This is a genomic window from Curtobacterium sp. MCLR17_043, from assembly GCF_003224215.1.
Taxonomy (GTDB): Bacteria; Actinomycetota; Actinomycetes; order Actinomycetales; family Microbacteriaceae; genus Curtobacterium; species Curtobacterium flaccumfaciens.
The window spans coordinates 15,085-34,667 of record NZ_QKLH01000024.1 but is presented as its reverse complement, the minus strand read 5'-3'; the positions used below and the strand labels follow the sequence as shown (position 1 = coordinate 34,667).

The following is a 19,583-nucleotide window of genomic DNA, read 5'->3' as shown; positions in this document are numbered from 1 at the left end:
CCGAGGACGAGGGCGCCGGTCGTGGCGAGGGTGATGGAGGTCTTGAGGCTCTTACGCATCGTGATCAGTCCTTTGCTGTTGTCGCGCTCGGCGCGGCTGCTGTGTGCGCGCCGAACACACCCTTGGTGGGGTGGAGAACCAGCGATGTGCGGCTGGTGAGCGCTCCGGGTGTTTCCCGGTCGTTGCAGGTGATTCGGCGTCGTCCGCCAGTCGGATTGGAACGATTTCTCCGGGCCTGCCACCCCTAGGCTCGGGTCATGCGGGGAACGACGATCCGACCGACCACGGAGGACGACTGGGAGTCCGTGCGGGCACTGCGGCTGGAGATGCTCCGGGACACCCCGAAGGCGTACGGGGAGCGGCTTGCCGACGCGGAGCGGCTGCAGGAGCGTGACTGGCGTCGACGCGGCCGCCGTGAGCACGACGTCGGCGGGACGACTCTCGCCGCGATCGGTGCCGACGGCCGGTGGCTCGGGACGATGGGGGTGTTCGTCCCCGGCCCCCGCGTCGGGCCGCTCCTGGTTGGCGTCTACGTCGCACCGTCGCACCGGGGTCGTTCCGCCGGTGTCGCCGATGCGTTGCTCGACGAGATCGAGGTGTGGGCGGCGGCGCACGGATCGGCCCTTCGGCTGCACGTGCACGAGGGGAACACCCGCGCGCAGGCCTTCTACGCCCGACGTGGCTACGAGCCGACAGGTGCGACCGAGGCGTACGTCCTCGATCCGAGCGAACTCGAGCTCGAGATGATCCGGCAGCTGCGGGGATCGCTGTGACCGGCGGGACGGCCAGGGCCGCGGGGTCCGCCGTGCGGTGGCTGCTGTCCGACGTGGGCGGCGTCCTCGAACTCGTGGACGACGCCGCCTGGCCCGGACGCTTCCGGGCGCGGTGGGCCAAGCGTCTCGGGATGACGACGGACGACTTCTCCGCACGCCTCACTGCGGCCGACCTGCCGGACGCCTCCCGCCAGACCGGCGTCGTCGACCGGTACTGGTGTGCGATCGGTACGGCGCTCGGGCTGGGGGCCGACCAGCTCGCCGTCATGCGGGCCGACTTCTGGGATGCGTACTGCGGAACGCTGAACCAGCCGTTGTACGACTTCCTCGCCGGACTCCGCGGAACGATCGGCCTCGCGATCCTGTCGAACTCTGGCGATGGTGCTCGCGAGGAAGAGGAGCGGCGCTTCCGGTTCTCGGCGGTGTTCGATCCGATCTGCTACTCCCACGAGATCGGCGTGAACAAACCCGATGGCGCGGCGTTCCGGATCACGCTCGAGCGCCTCGGTGCGGACCCGGACGAGGTGTTCTTCGTGGACGACGTGCCCGAGAACATCGAGGCCGCACGTGCGCTCGGCATCGGGGCGCACCTGCACGTCCACACCGACGAGACGATCCGGGTGCTCGAGGCGGTCGTGCGGGGGAGCGGTCAGCAGTGACCGTCGGCATCGTGTTCTTCGACGTCGACGGAACCCTCGTCAGCCCCGGTTCCAGCAGCAGTTTCCTGGCCGCCCGGTTCGGGCACCAGGACGCGCTCGACGATGCAGAAGCCCGCTACGCCGACGGCGGTCTCACCAACCAGCAGGTCAGTGAGGTCGACGCACGCGGGTGGCGTGGCACGTCCGTCGCGACGGTCGACCGGTGGCTCGACGGCCTGCCGGTGTTGCCCGGAACCGAGACCGTCGTCGCGTGGTGCCGTGCCCACGACGTCGAACCCGTGCTCGCGTCGCTCGCGTGGCAGCCCGTGACCCGTTCCCTCGCGCGGCGGTTCGGGTTCGTCCCGAACGGCGGGCCCCGCGTGGGGGAGCACCGCGGCATCCACGACGGCACCGTCGCCGAGCACTTCGACGAGTTCGACAAACGGGACCGGGCGCTCGCGCTCGCTCGCGACCTCGGTGTGCCGATCGAACACTGCTGCGCTGTCGGCGACAGCCGCTCGGACATCCCGCTCTTCCAGGCGCTCCCCAGTGCGTTGGCGCTCAACGCGGGTCCGGCGGCACGTGCGGCCGCGAGTGACGCGATCGACGCGGACGACCTCTCGCGCATCATTCCCTGGCTCGACCGCTGGCTCCGGGAACTCGCCTGATCGATCGGCTCTGAGACGGATGCGGCATGATCGGTCCGTGCCTGATGTGAACCCGACCGCCGCGTACCGTGCCGCCCGCGACCAGCTCCTCGCCGCGGACTCTCCCGAAGCGGCACGCGCCGGGTTCCGCTGGCCGGACGTCGGCGACACGTTCAACTGGGCGACCGACTGGTTCGACGTCATCGCGACCGACAACAGCCGCACCGCGCTCTGGATCGTCGAGGAGGACGGTCGTGAGCAGCGGCTCAGCTACGACGAGATGGCCGCACGGTCCGATCGGCTCGCCGCGCGACTGCACGGTTTCGGCGTCCAGCAGGGCGACCACGTCCTCGTCATGCTCGGCAACCAGCTCGAGCTCTGGGAGACCATGCTCGCCGTGATCAAGCTCGGTGCCGTCATCCTGCCGACCTCGACGATGCTCGACACCGCGGACCTGCAGGACCGCGTCGACCGGGGCTCGGTGGCGCACGTCGTCACGAACCGCGGCGAGACGCACAAGTACGACGACGTCCGCGGGTCTTTCACGCGCATCGTCATCGGCGGTCCCGCTGACGGGTGGACGGAGTACCCGAGCGACCTGGGTGAGCCCGCTCCCACCGACGAGGTCCGTCCCCACGTCGTCACCCGCACGACCGACCCGTGCCTGGTCTACTTCACGTCCGGCACGACGTCGAAGCCGAAGATGGTCGTGCACACCCAGACGTCGTACCCGGTCGGGCACCTCAGCACGATGTACTGGCTCGGCGTCCGGCCCGGTGACGTGCACCTGACGATCAGCTCGCCCGGGTGGGGCAAGCACGCCTGGAGCTGCTTCTTCGCGCCGTGGATCGCGGAGGCAACCGTGTTCATCCACAACACCGCGCGCTTCGACCCCGCCGCACTCCTCGCGCAACTCGAGCGGGCCGAGGTCAACACGTTCTGCGCGCCGCCGACCGCGTGGCGGATGATGCTGCAGTCCGACCTCGGCGTGAAGCCGCGGGCGCTCCGCGAGCTCATCTCGGCCGGCGAGCCGCTCAACCCTGAGGTCATCGGCCGGGTCGAGGCGGCGTGGGGGCTCACCATCCGCGACGGCTACGGGCAGACCGAAACCACCGCGATCATCGGCAACGCCCCGGGTGCCGCCGTGACGCCCGGCGCGATGGGCAAGCCGCTCCCCGGTGTGACCGTGACGCTGCTCGACCCCGTGTCCGGCGAACCGGGCGACGAGGGCGAGGTCTGCCTCGACCTCACCGAGCGACCCGTCAACCTGATGGCCGAGTACCTCGGCGACCCCGACCGCACCGCCTCGTCGATGCGCGACGGCTTCTTCCACACCGGCGACATCGCCGCCCGCGACGCCGACGGTGAGCTGACCTTCATCGGCCGCACCGACGACGTGTTCAAGTCCTCGGACTACAAGGTGTCGCCGTTCGAGGTGGAGAGCGCCCTGCTGGAGCACCCGGCCGTGGCCGAGAGCGCGGTCGTCCCGGCCCCCGACGACGCCCGTCTCAACGTCGTCAAGGCGTACGTCACGTTGGCCACCGGATGGGAGGCGTCGGCTGACACCGCCAGGCAGGTCCTGGAGTACGCACGCACGGCTCTCCCCGCCTACGCGCGCGTCCGCCGCGTCGAGTTCGCGGAGCTCCCGAAGACCATCTCGGGCAAGATCCGCCGCGTGGAGCTCCGGGAGCGCGAGGAGCAGTCGGTGAGCAACGGCACGCGCGCTGAGGGGGAGTGGCGCGACGACGAGTTCCCCGGCCTCCGAGCACCCCGCCCGCAGGCCCCGCCCGCTGCCGGCTGACCGGCTGACGGAGATCACCGATGGTCGTCGTACTGCGCCCGTGGTCGCTCGACGACGCGGCTGCGCTCTTCGCCGCCAGCCGGTCGGACCCGGACCTCGCGACGCAGTTCCCGGACGTCGGGCTCGGTGACGAGGAGCAGGCCCGCACGCACATCAGGGGTGCCCTGCGGTTCGACGAGCGGGCGAGGAACTGGGCGATCGTGGAGGACGGAGTCGCGGTCGGCAACGTCGGACTCGCGGCGATCGAGTTCCGACACGCCACGGCTTGGGCGCACTACTGGTTGGCGGCCGATGCTCGCGGCCGTGGGTTCGCCGCTCGTGCGTTGACGAGTGTGTCGACCTGGGCGTTCGATGCCGGGCTCTTCCGCCTCGAACTCGGACACCGCTCGAACAACCCGGCGTCGTGTCGGGTCGCCGCGATCGCCGGGTTCCGCGCGGAGGGCGTCGAACGGCAGAAGCTCCGGTACGGCTCCGAGCGATTCGACGTGGAGACGCATGCCCGGCTGGCGACCGATCCGGTGCCGGACCTGCCCGGTTTCGAGGTCCGGACGACGTCCTGACGGCTGCCCCGGTCAGTCCTAGGCTCGACACGTGGAACTGATCAAGGACGTCACCCGCGGCGACTGGTTGCTGGCCCGGGCCGGCTCGTTCGCCTCGTTCGGCGGCGTCGCGGGCACCGGGTTCGAGGCGTACGCCCGGATCCTGCACCCGCTCCGAGCGGATCGCGAGGACCGGACGACCGTGGACGAGCACGACGAGCACCCGGTCCTCGAGTCGGCCGAGTGGCGCTGGGCCGACGTCGCCGAGCGCACCCGTCGGACGATCGACCCGCTCGTGTCGTGGCAGACGCTCAGCGGTCGGGACGACGAGTCGGACCTGCCCTTCGAGGACGGCTGGGTCGTCCATCCGCCCGAAGAGGGGTGGTACGAGCCGACGCAACTCGCCGCGCTCACCGAGCTTCTCGCCGACGCGACGTCGACGCCGGACGACCTGGTCGGGGCGGTCTGGGACGGATGGGGCGACCTGAACGGGACGTCGACGTTGGGCTTCGGGTGGCAGGGGAGCGGCGAGCCGACGGCGGCCGAGCGCGTGGATATGCAGGCGCACATGGCCCGGACTCAGGCGCAGCACCGGCGGGAGCAGGCTGCGCTCCGGGAGTCGCTCGCGGGTCCGCGCTTCCTGTGGCCGGCACGCGAGTGCTTCCTGCTCTCCATGTCCCTGCCGCAGCTCAGCGACCCGTCCTGGACGGACGACGCCCGCGTGGGCACGTACGTCGATGTCGGGCACACCCCGCAGATGCTCTGGCCCGAGGGGCATGAGTGGGTGCTCGCCACCGAGATCGACTGGGACTCGACGATCGTCGCAGGCTCACGGTCACTCGTCGACGCGGTCCTCGCCGACGCCCGGTTCGAGGCGTACGAGGTCGACGCGGACGCTTCCCCGGGTTGATCAGACCGGCAGGGCCACCTCGGTGGTCACGCGCCGGACACTCCGTGTGGACGCGGCGACCACGGTGGCGACGACGATGACGACGGCGCAACCGATCAGGGTCGCGGGCGTGCCGACCGCGTGCGCCAGCGGTCCCACCAGGGCCTCGCCGAGCGGGACGGCGACGAACGACCCGACCATGTCGTACGAGTAGACCCGCGACAGCACGGCCCGGGGCACGTTCGACTGCAGCGCGTGGTCCCAGGCGATCGCGAACAGCTCGATGGCCACCCCGCCCAGGGCGAACGCGACGAGCAGGGTCGGCAGGGCCGGTGCGCCAGCGAGCGCCACGACGGGGAGCGCGGTCACGGCCATCAGGGCGACGCCGATGCCGAGGGCGTGCCGCGGCCGCCACCGCAGCGCGATCAGCGCTCCGAGCGCCAGACCGACGGTCTGCGCGGCGACGACGAGTCCCCAACCCGCCCTGCCGAACGAACCGTCCGCGACCACCGGACCCAGCACGGTGGTGGCACCCACGAAGGCGGCGTTGAGCACCGCGAACTGGGCGACCACCGTCCAGACCCAGCGTCGTCCCGCGAACTCGACCCATCCCTCCCGGATGTCCGCGATCACCGACGGGCGGTCGGCCGGCGCGACGGACGTGCGACGTGGCAGTCGGATCCGTGCGTACAGGGCTGCAGCGACGGCGAAGCCGGCGGCGTCCACCGCCAATCCCCACCCGGCGCCGACGAGCGCCACCATGCCGGCGCCGGCGGAGGCCCCGACGATGGTGCCGGCGTTGATGCTCAACCGGATCACGGCGTTCGCCGGACGGAGCAGTGACTCGGGCACGGTCTCGGGGACCATGGCAGCGGTCGTCGGCAGGCTGACCGCGGCGACCGCACCGTTCAGGATGCTCAGGACGACGAGGAGCGGGACCGTCGCGGTGCCGGTCAGGACCAGCGCGGCGACGGCGCCCTGCGTCAGGGCAGCACCGAGTGACGTGGCGACGAGCACGACGTCACGGGGGAGACGGTCGGCGATGACCCCGCCGAACAGCAGGACCGCGACGTTCGCGACCGAACGTGCGGCCACGACGAGGCCGAGGTCGACGGGTGAGCCGGTGAGGTCGAGGACGGCGAACGCCAACGCGATCGGGGCGACGGCGTTGCCGAGGATGCTCACCGTGCGGGCGGCGAGCAGCCAACGGAACGGCGCGTGCCGGAGGACGCCCGTGGTCGGCGTGCTCACGGTCGCCGCATCGGGAACATCGAGACGGTCATCGACACCGGGACGGTGCCCGGGGTACGGGGGCGCTGCGCTGCGGCGTGGAGCAGGGCAGAGGCCTGGCCGACGTGGTGCACCACGCGACGCCACGTCTCGGGGCCGACCCACAGTTCGGCGTCGGTGGAGACGCCGGGCCCTGTGGTCCGCTGTCGAACGCGTCGCCGGAGCTCCTCGACCTGCGCCTCGACGTAGACGAGCTGGTCCTCGATCGAGACGTCCTCGGCGCCACTGCCGGATCGGGCGTCGGGGTCGAACGCCCGCGACGACGACTCGTGCCGGTACCGCTTCGCCTCGCCGCCCCGGAGCCGGACGACCTCGACGACGGCGACCAGCCCGGCCCGTTCGAGGACACGCAGGTGGTAGCTCGCGGTGGCCTGCGAGAGACCGAGCTCCCGTGCGGCCTCGGCTGCGCTCATCGCGGAGCTCGTCACCAGCGACAGCAGGCGAAGCCGGATCGGGTGGGCGGTCGCCCGGAGGGACTGGAGGCTGGACATGCGCCCATCGTTGCCCCCGCACCCGACACCGTCAAATGGCTCTTTGGGGGTCGTCCGGACCGATCTGCGCTCCGACCTTTCGCGCCCAGCGACACCTCACGGCCGGCCGCGCGCGTGAACTGTCGCCCAGCACGAAAACCCGCGCGACGCCGATGCCGCGCCCGCGCCACCCCCGCGTCACCCTGTGGGAGCACACATCTCCCCCCAGCGGCGGACGCGGCGCCGACGGCCCCTCCCGTAGCGTCGAGGCCGTGATCGAAGTCAGCCATCTCACCAAACAGTACGGTCCGAAGACCGCCGTGGACGACGTCTCCTTCGTCGTGCGTCCCGGCAGTGTGACCGGCTTCCTCGGGCCCAACGGCGCCGGGAAGTCCACCACGATGCGCATGATCATGGGGCTCGACCGGCCCACGTCGGGCAGCGCCACCGTGAACGGCCAGCCCTACACGAGCTTCCGCGACCCGCTCCGGCAGGTCGGCGCCCTGCTCGAGGCGAAGGCCGTGCACTCGGGTCGCAGCGCGTACAACCACCTGCTCTCCCTCGCGGCGACCCACGGCATCCCGAAGTCCCGCGTGCACGAGGTCATCGACATGACCGGCCTCGACTCCGTCGCGAAGAAGCGCGTCGGCGGGTTCTCGCTCGGCATGGGGCAGCGCCTGGGAATCGCTGCCGCACTGCTCGGCGACCCGAAGACCCTGATCCTCGACGAGCCCGTGAACGGCCTCGACCCCGACGGCGTGCTCTGGGTGCGTCAGCTCGCCCGCCGCATGGCCGCCGACGGCCGCACGGTGTTCCTCTCCAGCCACCTGATGAGCGAGATGGCACAGACCGCCGACCGCGTGGTCGTGCTCGGCCGGGGCAAGGTCCTCGCCGACGCCCCGATCGCCGAGTTCGTCGCCGGTGGTGGCGCCGCTGGCGGCACCGATGCCGCCGTCAGCCGCGTCATCGTCCGCACGCCGGACCCGAACGGCCTGTTCACCGCGATCGGCCCGAACGCCGCGGTCACCCAGCGCGAGGACGGATCGTTCCTCGTCGTCGGGCCCGACGCCCCGACGGTCGGCAACATCGCCGCGCAGGCCGGCGTCCCCCTGCACGAACTCACCCCGACCGGCGCGAGCCTGGAAGAGGCCTACATGGCCCTCACCCGCGACGACGTCGAGTACCGATCGGAGGGCACCCGATGAGCGCCACCACCTCGCCCACCACGCCGTCGACCCGGATGAGCGCCTCGACCCGTTTGTCGTTCCCGCACCTGGTGCGGAGCGAGTGGATCAAGCTGCGCAGCATCCGGTCCACGTTCTGGTGCTACGCGATCCTGGTCGTCGTCACGATCGGCATGGCCGCGCTGGTCGGTGCGAACACGAACAGCGGCGGGCAGGACCTGCCGACGGACATCGCGAACGGCACGTTCGTCAACGCCAACACCGTCGGCGTCCTGCTCTCGTCGCTCGTCGTCGGCGTGCTCGGCGTCCTCATCATCACCGGTGAGTACGGCACGGGCCAGGTCCGCTCGACCTTCACCGCCGACCCCCGTCGCACCGGCGTGATCCTGGCGAAGGCCACCGTCCTCGCCGTCACGACGTTCGTGGTCAGCGCCGTCGCCACCTGGATCGGCGTCCTCATCTCGCTCCCGCTGCTCGCCGACAACGGTGTCGAGCCGGAGATCGGTGACCCGTCGGTCTTCATGCCGATCCTCGGTTCGTCGGTCTTCCTGACCCTGCTGGCGCTCCTCGCCTACGGCATCGGTCTGCTCGTCCGCTCGAGCGCCGGCGGCATCGCGATCACGCTCGGCATCCTGTTGGTCCTGCCGGTGGTGCTGGGCCTGATGGCCGGGCTGATGAACGTCGAGTGGCCGACGAACATCGCGGCGTTCCTGCCGGACATGGCCGGTGGACAGCTCTACGCCTACGCGTACGACGGCGCGAGCGAGGCCGACAACAGCGGAGTCGTGCTCAACGGATGGGGCGGTTTCGGCGTCCTCGCGGCCGAGGTCCTGGTCATCGGTGGCCTCGCCCTGACGCTCGCGCGCCGTCGCGACGTCTGACGCGACCACCCCACGGCCGGGAGGCGCGGTGCCAGCCGGCACCGCGCCTCCCGTCGTTCCGCGGTGCGGGTCCACCGCGTCACTAGGCTCACAGCGTGCGCTCCGTCCCCGCCCTGCTCCTGCCCGTGATCGCGGGTGTGCTCCTGCTGGCTGGGTGCTCCGCCTCGGCGGTGCCCGTCGACGAGGCCGCGCTGTCCGCATGGAAGGCCGAGCAGGACGCCGCGGTCGAGACCGACGACGCCGTGCTCGGCGTGCTCACGGCCGACGTCGACCCCGAGGTCTCGGACGAGGCCGACGCCCAGACCCGTGACGGTGTGCGCCTGCAGTTCGCCACGTCGCAGACCCTCGACCATCTCGAGTTCTCGTGTTTCGGGCGCGGGGAGATGCGCGGCGTCGTGCGGATCGGAACCGAGCGCAGTTCGACGACGCGGACGCTCGAGCCGATGTCCTGCGACGACAGCCCGCACCGCATCGCGGTGGGGGTGCGTGGCATCGTCGACAGCGTCGCGTTCAACGGGTTCGACAGCGACCGTCCGAGTTCCTGGCGCCTCGTCATCGTCGGTCCGGGCACCGGCACCGGTTCCGACTGACGCTCCGAGCGCTCAGGACCGCCGGACGTCGTACCGGTGCAGGGTGACGCCGTTGTCGTAGCGCTGCTGCTCGAGCAGGTCGAGCTGCACGAGCGGGCGGTGCCCCGAGCGCGGCGGATCGAACAACGGGCGGCCGGCGCCGAGCACCGACGGGTGCGTGAAGAGCATGACCTCGTCGAGCAGCCCGGCATCGAGCAGATGACTCGCGATGCTCGGTCCGCCCACGCCGATGTCGCCCTCGCCGGCGGCACGGATCGCAGCCAGCTCGGCGATCGCGTCGTCGTCGCCGCCGATGACCCGGGTGTCGTGGTCGGCGGTGGTCCGTGTGCGGGACACCAGGATCTTCGGCTGCGCCGTCCAGATCTCGCCGTACTCGCGCAGGTACTGCGGCATCGACTCGTCGTGCCGGGCATCCGGCCAGAACGGGTCCATCATGTCGCGCACCACCCGCCCCTCGACGGACAGGGTCATCGCGGCGGCGCGGGCGTTGAACTCGCGGTGCAGCGGCTCGTCGATGCGGATCCAGTCGGTTCCGTCGAGTCCGTCGTGCTCGCCGGGGGCCCGTTCGACGAACCCGTCGACGGAGACGTTGATCCAGTAGACGAACCTCGCGGGCATGGCATGACTCCTTCGTCGAGCCGAGCGTACGCTCGCGGACGTCGCCCGTCGACACCCGCAGTCCCTCCAGCAGCACCTCCCTCAACGACGAGAGCAGGTCAGGCATGCGCCGATCGTCCACCGCACTCCTCGCCGTCGTGACGTTCCTCGGCGTCGCGACCACGGGCCTCCAGGCCGCACCAGCGGATGCGTCCGCGGTGCCGGGCGGGACCACCCGGGCGACCACCACCACGACCGTGGCGTCGAGTGCCGCCAGCCGGCACGGCCGCGCGGCACCCAGCCACCAGAACCCGGTCGCGCTCAGCCTCCCCGACGGGCAGACGGCGGCGAGCTGCGCGGACCCGACCGTGATCCACGGAGCCGGACGCGACCGCAACTGGTACCTGTACTGCACCACCGACGCGCTCACCGCGACGGAGCAGAACCCGGACGGGTCCCTGGTGCAGCACGCCGTGCCCACGTACCGGTCGACCGACCTGACCCACTGGACGTACGTGAACGATGCCTTCCCGACGAAGCCCGCCTGGGTGGGCGACGCGAACGGGATCTGGGCGCCGGACGTCGTGTACCGCGCCGGAGACCGGGGCCGGGCCGGCACCTGGTACCTGTACTACGCGGCCTCGGACACCCCGTCGGCGACGGGGCCGAGCGGCGGCGGCTCCGCGGTCGGGGTGGCGACGAGCTCGAGCCCGACGGGCCCGTGGAAGGACTCCGGCGGCCCGGTCGTGGCACCGCAGACCGCACCGAACGGCGACGGAGCGCGGTGGGCGTTCGACCCCGAGGTCATCACGGACAAGGGCACGACCTACCTGTACTTCGGCAGCTACTTCGGCGGCGTGAACGTCCGACGCCTCAGCGCGGACGGCCTGCGCTCCGACCCGTCGACCGAGCGGCAGATCGCGATCGACAACCGCTACGAGGGCGCCTACCTGATGCGGCACGGCGGTTGGTGGTACTTCATGGGCTCCGCCACGAACTGCTGCAACGGTGCCCTGACCGGCTACGGCGTCTTCGTCGCCCGGTCACGCAGCCCCCTCGGACCGTTCACGGACCGCGACGGCGTGGCGACCACGAGCACCCGGGTCGGCGGCACGCCCCTGCTCGCGCAGAACGGCAACCGGTGGGTCGGGACCGGACACAACACCGTGGTCACCGACTTCGCCGGCCAGGACTGGATCATCTACCACGCGGCCGATCGCACCGACCCGTACTACGCGGGGCAGCCGACCTACACGAAGCGGCCGGCGCTGATCGACCCGCTCGACTGGCAGGGCGGCTGGCCGGTCGTCCGCGGTGGAGCCGGGCCGTCCGACACGGTGCAGCCGGGGCCGGTCGCGCAGCCGGGACAACGGCCGACGTACCGGGCGTCGGCCGCTCCCGTCGACGTGCCGGGCCGGACGATCCGGGCACTGTCGACCACGTTCGACGGTGCCGCGCTGCCGGGGGCGGCGCCCGGGGCAGAGCCCGGAGCGCTGCCGGCCCAGCTCGCCTGGACGCGTGAGCCCGACCCGTCCACGTGGACCGTCGCCGACGGGACGTTCCGCTGGCAGACGCAGGACGCCGACATCCACCCGCCGGCGACGCCGCTCGCATCGGTGCTGTCCGAACCGGCACCCCGTGGGGACTACGTGCTCCAGACCACGGTCGGGGTGGACACCCCGGCCACCGGCGACGGCCTGAACTACGTGCAGGGCGGCCTGATCGTGTGGGGTGATGACGGCAACTACGTCCGGCTCACCTCGAACTCGATCTTCAACACGCGCCAGACGGAGTTCGGCAAGCAGGTGTCCGGGCAACCGGCCGGGGCGCCGAGCTACGGCAACATGGTCGTCGGTCCGGTCGGGGACACCACCACGCTCCGGATCGTGCACCGCGAGGTCGGGGGTGAGGACCGGTACACGGCCTACACGAGCCTGGACGGTCGGCACTTCGTCCGGGGCGGGACCTGGACGGCGGACCTCGGCAGTGCACCGCGCGTCGGGCTCATCTCGCTCGGGGGCTCCGGCTTCACCAGCACCTTCGAGGACCTCCGCGTGAGCACGGTCGCGACGCGTCGCTGACGGGGCGGCCCCGCAAGACACCGGTGTTTGCACGTTGAACCGCGGTCTGCGCGTGTTCGACCCGCGAACACCGGTGTCTTGCACGCCGCACGACGGCGCGTTCAGCCGGAGAACGTCGCCCGTCAACGAGATACCCGTCGGGATGCGAAGATGCATCGTTGGTGCCGGAGCCGAGAACGAGGGTTGGATGATCCCGACGGAAGAACACGACGCGAGCGTGCCGCTGCTCGACGGTCGGTACCGCCTGGAGCAAGCGATCGGCCAGGGCGGCATGTCCGTCGTCTACCGGGGTGTGGACGAGAGCCTGCACCGCCCGGTCGCGATCAAGCTCTTCCACGCGGGCATCGTCGACATCGCCCGGCAAGAGGCCGAACTCGGCGTGCTGGCGTCGCTCGAGCACCACAACCTCGTCAGCCTGCTCGACGCCGGTGTCGTCACCGGGCAGGACGGCACGCAGCAGCGCTACATCGTGATGTCGCTCGTCGTCGGGCAGGACCTCGAGGAGCGCCTGGCCGTCGGCCCGCTCGCCTCGCGGCACATCGCCGAGATCGGCTACGACATGGCCGAGGCCCTCGACTACATCCACGCCCACGGCGTCGTGCACCGCGACATCAAGCCGTCGAACATCCTGCTCGTCGACTACGGCAACGGTTCCGACCGGGCCCGCGCGCGCCTCACCGACTTCGGCATCGCGCTCGCCGCCGGCGTCGAACGCCTCACCGCCGACGGCGTGACCACCGGCACCGCCGCGTACCTCAGCCCCGAGCAGGCGCGCGGCGGCGAGGTCGGCCCGCCGAGCGACGTCTACTCGCTTGGCCTCGTGCTGCTGCAGTGCTTCACCCGCCGCCGGGAGTTCCCGGGCTCGCTCGTCGAGTCCGCCGTCGCCCGGCTGTCGCGCGACCCCGTGGTCCCCGAGCCCCTGCCCGAGCACTGGAAGCACCTGCTCCGTGCCATCACCGCGCAGGACCCCGCAGCCCGTCCGCTCGGCGCCGAGCTGGTCACGATGCTCCGCGACGTCGTGATCGCCGAGACCGCCACGGCCGACCACGTGGTCGAGCCGACCGACGAGACGGCACCGGTACCGACGCGCCCCGAGACGGACCGCCCGGCGACCCTCGACACCCTGCCCGACGAGTCGCTGCAGCGCACCACGGCCATGGCGGCCCGGCTCTTCGACGCTCCGATCGCCCTGGTCGAGGTCCTCGACGAGGACCGCGAGTGGTCCCAGTCGTACATCGCCGAGGGCGTCGACGAAGCGGCCCGCAGCATCAGCTTCCGCAACGGCTTCGCCCCGGTCCCCGTCCCTGTCGTGATCCCGGACGGCTCCGCGCACCCCGAGATGCGGAACAGCCCCCTGGTCACCGGTCCGCTCGGCATCCGCTTCTACGTCAGCGTCCCGCTCGTCAAGCACGACGGCGCCCCGATCGGCACCCTCGCCGTGCTCGACACCCGCCCGCGGCAGGCCACCGAGGACGACCTCGCAAACCTCCGCGACCTGGCGGCGCTCGCCGTGTCGCAGCTCGAGATCCGCCAGGAGTCCCTCCGCACGACCAGCGACTCGCTGCCGGTCCCACGGGTGGTCGGCGACCACACCGCCTGACGGGAGGCCCGGTGCCAGCCCGCACCGCGCCTCCAGACCGTGTGGTGGTCGCGCCCACCGCCGCGCCCACGCCGTCCGCCGAGCGGTCGCGCCCCGTCGCCCACCGCCCCGCCCACGCCGTCCGCCGAGCGGTCACGATCCGTCGCCTGACGCGCTCCCGCGCGACGGTCCGTGACCGCACGACCACCCGCCAGCGGCGCGTCGTGACCACTCGCGGACCGATGCCCGGCTGACCGACTCCCGCTGAGCGGGCGGAATGCCGGGGTGCCTCCGCGAGCCGACCCGGGTGTTTCGCCCGTTCGCGGTGGTGGGGGTTCTGTCTCTTATACACATCTGACGCTGCCGACGATACTCCGCCCGCTCGTGGTGGGCGCGCTCAGCCGAGGCGGGTCGCGGCGAGGCCGCCGTCCACGTCGATCGTGGCGCCGTGCACGAAGGTCGCCTCGTCGGAGGCCAGCCAGCGCACGGCGAACGCGACGTCGACCGGTCGGACGGGTGCGCCGGCCGGGGTGCCGGCCGTCATCTGCGCGAGGACGTCGTGCGAGTCCGCGTTGCCCGGTGTCGCGGTGGCCCCGGGCGACACGGTCGACACCCGGACGCCGTGCGGTCCGAACTCGGCTGCCCAGGCGCGGGTCAGCTGCTCGACCGCGGCCTTCGTCGCCGGGTAGAGCGCCGTGAACGGGACGCCGACGCGGGACATCCACGAGCCGATGTTCACGACGACGCCCGAGCCGCGTTCGACCATCGCAGGAGCCAGCGCTCCGACCAGCACGTGCGGCGCGCGGACGTTCGTGGCCCACAGCGCTTCGGCGTCGTCGTCGGCGAGCAGTGCGGTGGGGCCGACCGGGTAGACGCCGGCGTTGTTGACGAGGACGTCGACCCGGCCGCCGAGGGCCTCGGTGGCGCGGGCGGCGAGGTCGCGGACGGCATCGGGGTGGGTGTTCAGGTCGCCGATCACAGCCACGGCGGTTCCTCCGGACACGGTGATGGCGTCCACCACGGCCTGCGTCCGCTCGGGGTCGCGGCCGGCGACGGCGACGGTGGCGCCGGAGGCGGCGAGGACACGGGCGACGGCTTCACCGATGCCGCTCGAGGCGCCGGTGACCAGTGCGGTGCGGCCGGCCAGTCGGTCGTCGGTGGTCAGGGAGTCGAGGAGTGCTTCGTTGGTCTGCATGCTCCGATGCTCGGTCCGACGGACCCGGCGGTGATTGCCCAGGACTCCGGAGTGCTTGCCGGATCCCGCACGGGCACCACTCGCGCCGGATGCCTCGACAGAATGGGCACATGGACGACGTCACCTCGGACCGGCTGGACCGTGCGCTGCAGAGCGTCCTCGCCCACCTGGACGACACGGAGCGCGCCGGACGGATCGGCCTCCGCCTGGCCCGGGTGGACCGTCCGACCGACCTCGGGTACCAGCGCTACACGCCGTCGGTGTCGGTGGTGCTCGCTGGGCGGAAGCGCTCGGTAGTGGGGGATGACGACCAGCTCTGGGGTCGGGAACGCTTCATCATCACGCCCGTCGACCTGCCCGTGATCGCCGGGGTGGTCGAGGTCGAACCACCCGCGGGGTTCGTCGCGGTCGTCTGGCAGCTCGACCCCGCGGTGGTCGCCGAGGTCGCGACGGCGATGTCCCGCCCCCACCAGGACGAGGCGCCGCCGGCACGACTCGGCAGCTGGACCCCGGCCCTGGCGGACGCGTTCGCCCGACTCGTCGGACTGCTCGATGCTCCGGAGGACATGACGGTCCTCGCCCCGCTCGTCACCCGCGAGGTCGTGCTCCGTCTGCTGCAGACCGACCAGGCACCGCGCATCCTGGCCGCGATCGGCAACCGCGACGGCGACGTCGTCGCAGCGGCCACCGCCCTGCTCACCGACCGGTTGGCGGACCCGTGGTCGGTGGCGGGCCTGGCCGCGGCGGTCCGGACGAGCGAGTCGACGCTGTTCGCCCGCTTCCGGCAGGTCACCGGGATGAGCCCGGTGCAGTACCTGCGGCGGCTGCGACTCGGAGAGGCCCGTCGTCGGATGATCGTGCTCGGTGACACCGCCGCCCAGGCTGCGGTCGCGGTGGGGTACCGGAGCGCCTCGCACTTCTCGCGCGACTACCGCGCCCTGCACGGTCGGCCACCGGCTGCCGACGCCGGTCGGGCCCGTGAACTGCTCGCGCGGGGTGAGGTCGCGATCGCCTGATCTGCCGGCGTGATCGCCAGACCGACCCGCGCGGTCAGTCGGACGGATGACGCGGACGAGTCCGGGCAGGCCCTACTGTCATCGATGCGGGCGACGACCGTCGCCTCGGAGAGGACCGCTCGTGTTGACGAACGTGTCGGGAGCACACGCCGTGGTGCTCCTCGTGCTGCTGGCGCTCGAGGCCGTGGCGCTGGTGCAGGTCTGGCGCGATCGTCGCCGGACGCAGGTGGTCAAGGTGCTGTGGACGGTGGTCATCCTCGCGCTGCCCGTGATCGGCGTGCTGGGGTGGGCCGTGAACTGGCTGCTCGGCAAGGCTGCGGACGCGCTCCAGCGCCGGAACGCCTGACGCGCGTCAGTCCTCGGTGAGGGCTGCCGCGTAGGCCCGGACGGACCGGTGGTACCGGGGGAGCGTCGGCTCGACGGCTTCGATCGCGACGCGCAGGGCCTCGGCGGAGCGTCCGGCGCTGTGCAGTGCGAGCGCGAGGAACACCTTGGGTGCCGCCGCGGTGGCGGAGTGCTCCGGCGCGTCGCGGAGCATCGCAATGGCCGCGTCGATCCGGCCGAGGTTCCGCAGCGTCGAGGCGTGCTGGACGACCATCCTGGCGGCGCGGTCCGGGTCGACGGCGTCCAGGCCGGCTGCGGTCGCGGCGGCGTACTGCACGTCGGCGTCGGCCTCGTGTCCGCCCGAGTCGAAGGCGCCGCCGAGCTCGAACGCGCCGAGTGCGGGGTGCGGAGCGTCGGCGGCGAGGTCGCGCATCCACTCGATCCGCTGCTGATCGTCGATCGTCTCGTCGTCCCACAGCGCCGCGACGCGTGCTTCCCAGTCCCCGGTGCTCATCCGGCGAGCGTACCGCCGTCGGTGATCGTCGCGCGGAACGAGCGGACCAGCGGAGCGCCGGGCTGCACGACGGCGGGGGAGTCCCACGCCAGTGCCGAGCCGATCGCCGGGTACTCCTCGGCGCGGACGAACCAGGGGTCGTGGTGGTCGAGGGCCTCGATGCGGATCGTCGCCGGACCGCCGTCGAACACCGCCGACCAGGTGATCCAGGGTGTGGCCGAGCCGTGCACGGCGGCCTCGCCCTCGGCATCGGCGGTCCGGATGACCACTCCCGTGCACTCGGGGAACCGCCAGAAGAAGCCGCCGTAGCCCGCTCCGGTCCGGCCGTTGCTGCCCGGACCGCCGAGGTGCACGGGGGAGTCACCGGGGGCCCGGAACGACGACGACCAGGAAAGTTCCCACCCGCTGGTGACGGCGCGCCAGCGGAGGGTGCGGTCCTCGCGCAGGACCACCGCGCGGTCCGGGCCCCGCCAGACGAGCTCCTCGGCGGACGTCGTGTCGTGCTGCTCCGCGTGCACCACCTCGACCGAGCCGTGGTCGTCATGCCACACGTAGCCGGAGCCGCGGACGTAGGTCGGGCCGCCCCAGCAGTTCACGGCGTCGACATAGGGGATGGCGACGCCGACCCCGCAGTGCCAGTCGTGGTCGCCGGGGTGGTGTTCGCTGACGACGGTGCCACCGAGGGTCCGGACCGGGTGCAGGTACGGGCGAGGGGACGACGTGGCGACCGTGTCGGCGCCGTTGCGTTCGACGGCGACCTCGACACCGTCCACGACGAGCGCGCGGATGCCGTCGTCGGTGCTCACGTCACCGACGCTACCCGCGCGTCAGCCGGGCGACCACGACGCTGTCGAGGACCTCGTGCGGGTCACCCTCCGGCGTCGTCGCAGTGCGCGGCCGGACCTCGGCGACCAGGACGTCCCACCGGTCGTCGAGCTGCAGGGCGGCGAGGTCGTCGGCCGGCGCGGGGAACCGGTACTCCCGCAGCTCGGGCGGCAGCTCGTCGTGCGGGGGAGCGGCGTGCGCGGTGACGAGCAGGTGCCCACCGGCGGCGACGAAGCCGGCGGCCCGATGCAGGATGTCGGCTCGGGGGATCTCCACCGGCCACGACTGCAGGAACGAGGCCGTCACCAGGTCGAACCGCGCGGCGGTGTCCCACCGGGCGAGGTCCGCGGCGACGAACGCCGTCTGCTCCTGGACCCCGGCGGCGACGGCGGCCCGCGAACCGCGCTGGAGCGCCGTCACGGACAGGTCGATGCCCGTCACGTCCCACCCCTGCTCGGCGAGCCACACCACGTCGCCGCCCTCGCCGCAGCCGAGGTCGAGCGCCCGCCCCACCGGCAGCCCCCAGGTCACCGAGGCGAGCACGGCGTTCACCCGGCCCGACCAGATGCCGTCGCGCTCGGCGTAGCGGGTCTCCCACCACTCCCGGGCGGACGGTGCGGCGGTGGCGTCGTTGGCTCCGGCGGCGGAGCCGTCGTGGTGGGTGTGCATGCACGTACTCCAGCGCACCTGCCGGGCCGGACCCAAGCGGTGTTGCCGACCCGGCAACACCGCACGGTGCGGGGCGGGGGCGACCCGGGCCTCCCGTCCGCCCTGATCGTGAGCAGAAGATGTCGGGTCGGCTCGACGGACCCGACCATTCCTGCTCACGAAGCGAGCGCGAGCGCGAGCGCGAAGCGCGCACGGGCGCGCGCGCCCCCTACTCGTCGGCGGGCAACGGCTCGGCGTGCTCGATGCGGGCGCTCGCCGTGGCCATGTGTTCGTCCATCGCGCGCTGCACGGCGGGCACGTCGCGGGCCCGCAACGCCTCGAAGACGGCGCGGTGCTCGTGGAACGCGGCCTCGGTCGCCTGCCGGGTCTGCACGCGCCGCGCGACCCAGACGCTCAGCATCGAGCGCAGGCTCTGCAGCAGGTCGGCGAGCACGTCGTTGCCCGACGCCCGCGCCAGCAGGACGTGGAACCGGACGTCGGCGTCGATGAAGGCCTGCGGGTCGTCGAGCGTCGCCTCCTGCCGGACCAGGTACTCGCCGAGCTCGGTGATCTGCTCGTCGGTGGCGCGCTGCGCGGCGAGGATCGCGGCCGTGCGCTCCAGCGAGGACCGGATCTCGAGCAGCTCGCGAGTGCGGTTCGACGCGAGCATGAGGCCCCACGACAGGGTCGTCGGGAGCAGGTCCGAGGTGCCTCCGCGCAGGTAGGTGCCCGAGCCGGGGCGGATCTGCACGATGCCCAGGATCTCGAGCGCGGCGAGTGCCTCACGGACGGCCGAGCGTCCGACGCCGAGCCGCTCGGACAGGATCCGCTCCGAGGGCAGTCGTGAGCCGGGGGCCAGCTCGCCGGCGGTGAGCAGCGAGACGAGCTGTCGGGCGACCACCGAGGCGGGGGACCCGACGGGCACGGACTCGAGCTCGAGTCGGATGTTGAGGGGGTCGTCCGGGCTGAACGCGGGCATGGAGTGAGCGTACCGGTCGGTCAACCGGTTGCAGCGAGAGCAGCGCCGAGGCAGCCGGCGTCGCGAAGAAGGCAGCAGCGCGCGCGAAATGGTCAACCGGTTGACAAGTTGGCCGACCGCGAC

General features: G+C 72.2%; 21 protein-coding genes. 13 read left to right on the top strand and 8 right to left on the bottom strand.

Going from position 1 to position 19,583, the window contains the following annotated elements; genetic code table 11:
* Positions 1-257: 257 nt before the first annotated feature.
* From DEJ03_RS17245 to DEJ03_RS17220, 6 genes are read left to right on the top strand one after another with little or no spacing between them, the layout of a single operon-like run.
* Entirely contained in the window at positions 258-773 is a 516-nt protein-coding gene (locus DEJ03_RS17245) for an N-acetyltransferase (protein ID WP_110865594.1), read from the top strand.
* The gene (locus DEJ03_RS17240; RefSeq protein ID WP_110865593.1) at positions 770-1,432 is read left to right on the top strand and encodes an HAD-IA family hydrolase; all 663 of its coding nucleotides are present in this window, start codon (positions 770-772) and stop codon (positions 1,430-1,432) included. Before DEJ03_RS17245 ends, DEJ03_RS17240 begins: the two co-directional genes overlap by 4 nt.
* Positions 1,429-2,079, top strand: coding sequence for an HAD family phosphatase (locus tag DEJ03_RS17235; protein ID WP_110865592.1), 651 nt, complete (start codon positions 1,429-1,431; stop codon positions 2,077-2,079). The genes DEJ03_RS17240 and DEJ03_RS17235 overlap by 4 nt, the downstream gene beginning before the upstream one ends.
* A gap of 19 nt (positions 2,080-2,098) precedes the next feature.
* Positions 2,099-3,859, top strand: a complete 1,761-nt coding sequence (locus DEJ03_RS17230; RefSeq protein WP_110865591.1) for an AMP-binding protein — start codon at positions 2,099-2,101, stop codon at positions 3,857-3,859.
* A 20-nt stretch (positions 3,860-3,879) separates the two neighbouring features.
* A complete protein-coding gene (locus DEJ03_RS17225) occupies positions 3,880-4,419 on the top strand; it encodes a GNAT family N-acetyltransferase (protein WP_110865590.1) in 540 nt (179 codons plus the stop codon).
* A gap of 31 nt (positions 4,420-4,450) precedes the next feature.
* Positions 4,451-5,308, top strand: a complete 858-nt coding sequence (locus DEJ03_RS17220) for a hypothetical protein (RefSeq protein ID WP_110865589.1) — start codon at positions 4,451-4,453, stop codon at positions 5,306-5,308.
* Here the strand turns inward: DEJ03_RS17220 and DEJ03_RS17215 are convergent, their stop codons facing one another.
* Positions 5,309-6,538, bottom strand: a complete 1,230-nt coding sequence (locus tag DEJ03_RS17215; RefSeq protein ID WP_110865588.1) for an MFS transporter — start codon at positions 6,536-6,538, stop codon at positions 5,309-5,311.
* Complete coding sequence (locus tag DEJ03_RS17210) at positions 6,535-7,068, bottom strand: helix-turn-helix domain-containing protein (protein ID WP_110865587.1); 534 nt, start codon at positions 7,066-7,068, stop codon at positions 6,535-6,537. Before DEJ03_RS17210 ends, DEJ03_RS17215 begins: the two co-directional genes overlap by 4 nt.
* Positions 7,069-7,319: 251 nt before the next feature.
* On the opposite strand from DEJ03_RS17210, the gene DEJ03_RS17205 reads away from it, so the two are divergent.
* The 3 genes from DEJ03_RS17205 (at position 7,320) to DEJ03_RS17195 (ending at position 9,702) form a co-directional block, all read left to right on the top strand.
* A complete protein-coding gene (locus tag DEJ03_RS17205) occupies positions 7,320-8,252 on the top strand; it encodes an ABC transporter ATP-binding protein (protein WP_110865586.1) in 933 nt (310 codons plus the stop codon).
* Entirely contained in the window at positions 8,249-9,112 is an 864-nt protein-coding gene (locus DEJ03_RS17200; protein WP_110865585.1) for an ABC transporter permease, read from the top strand. Before DEJ03_RS17205 ends, DEJ03_RS17200 begins: the two co-directional genes overlap by 4 nt.
* Before the next feature lie 95 nt (positions 9,113-9,207).
* Positions 9,208-9,702: a hypothetical protein gene (locus DEJ03_RS17195; protein ID WP_110865584.1), complete on the top strand. Its 495-nt coding sequence runs from the start codon at positions 9,208-9,210 to the stop codon at positions 9,700-9,702.
* 12 nt (positions 9,703-9,714) lie between these two features.
* On the opposite strand, the gene DEJ03_RS17190 is transcribed toward DEJ03_RS17195, so the two are convergent.
* Positions 9,715-10,320 (bottom strand): dihydrofolate reductase family protein, encoded by a 606-nt coding sequence (locus DEJ03_RS17190; RefSeq protein WP_110865583.1) that lies wholly within the window; start codon positions 10,318-10,320, stop codon positions 9,715-9,717.
* Between the two features lie 104 nt (positions 10,321-10,424).
* Between DEJ03_RS17190 and DEJ03_RS17185 the strand changes: the two genes are divergently transcribed.
* Both DEJ03_RS17185 and DEJ03_RS17180 read left to right on the top strand, forming a co-directional pair.
* Positions 10,425-12,380 carry a family 43 glycosylhydrolase gene (locus DEJ03_RS17185; protein ID WP_110865582.1) on the top strand — a complete coding sequence of 652 codons (1,956 nt, stop codon included), beginning with the start codon at positions 10,425-10,427 and terminating at the stop codon, positions 12,378-12,380.
* Between the two features lie 187 nt (positions 12,381-12,567).
* On the top strand, positions 12,568-13,980 hold the full coding sequence (locus tag DEJ03_RS17180; protein WP_110865581.1) for a GAF domain-containing serine/threonine-protein kinase: 1,413 nt from the start codon (positions 12,568-12,570) through the stop codon (positions 13,978-13,980).
* Positions 13,981-14,356: 376 nt separating this feature from the next.
* Here DEJ03_RS17180 and DEJ03_RS17170 read toward each other — a convergent pair whose 3' ends face one another.
* Positions 14,357-15,154: an SDR family NAD(P)-dependent oxidoreductase gene (locus tag DEJ03_RS17170; protein ID WP_110865579.1), complete on the bottom strand. Its 798-nt coding sequence runs from the start codon at positions 15,152-15,154 to the stop codon at positions 14,357-14,359.
* A 110-nt stretch (positions 15,155-15,264) separates the two neighbouring features.
* Here DEJ03_RS17170 and DEJ03_RS17165 point away from each other — a divergent pair, with 110 nt between their 5' ends.
* Both DEJ03_RS17165 and DEJ03_RS17160 read left to right on the top strand, forming a co-directional pair.
* Positions 15,265-16,170 carry an AraC family transcriptional regulator gene (locus DEJ03_RS17165; protein WP_110865578.1) on the top strand — a complete coding sequence of 302 codons (906 nt, stop codon included), beginning with the start codon at positions 15,265-15,267 and terminating at the stop codon, positions 16,168-16,170.
* A gap of 133 nt (positions 16,171-16,303) precedes the next feature.
* Positions 16,304-16,516: a PLDc N-terminal domain-containing protein gene (locus DEJ03_RS17160; RefSeq protein ID WP_239001530.1), complete on the top strand. Its 213-nt coding sequence runs from the start codon at positions 16,304-16,306 to the stop codon at positions 16,514-16,516.
* Positions 16,517-16,522: 6 nt separating this feature from the next.
* Here DEJ03_RS17160 and DEJ03_RS17155 read toward each other — a convergent pair whose 3' ends face one another.
* The 4 genes from DEJ03_RS17155 to DEJ03_RS17140 form a co-directional block, all read right to left on the bottom strand.
* Positions 16,523-17,008: a tetratricopeptide repeat protein gene (locus tag DEJ03_RS17155; protein ID WP_110865576.1), complete on the bottom strand. Its 486-nt coding sequence runs from the start codon at positions 17,006-17,008 to the stop codon at positions 16,523-16,525.
* Positions 17,005-17,814 (bottom strand): PmoA family protein, encoded by an 810-nt coding sequence (locus DEJ03_RS17150; RefSeq protein ID WP_110865575.1) that lies wholly within the window; start codon positions 17,812-17,814, stop codon positions 17,005-17,007. The genes DEJ03_RS17155 and DEJ03_RS17150 overlap by 4 nt, the downstream gene beginning before the upstream one ends.
* Before the next feature lie 10 nt (positions 17,815-17,824).
* Positions 17,825-18,502, bottom strand: coding sequence for a bifunctional 2-polyprenyl-6-hydroxyphenol methylase/3-demethylubiquinol 3-O-methyltransferase UbiG (locus DEJ03_RS17145; RefSeq protein ID WP_110865574.1), 678 nt, complete (start codon positions 18,500-18,502; stop codon positions 17,825-17,827).
* A gap of 208 nt (positions 18,503-18,710) precedes the next feature.
* Entirely contained in the window at positions 18,711-19,460 is a 750-nt protein-coding gene (locus DEJ03_RS17140) for a FadR/GntR family transcriptional regulator (RefSeq protein ID WP_110865573.1), read from the bottom strand.
* Positions 19,461-19,583: the final 123 nt, after the last annotated feature.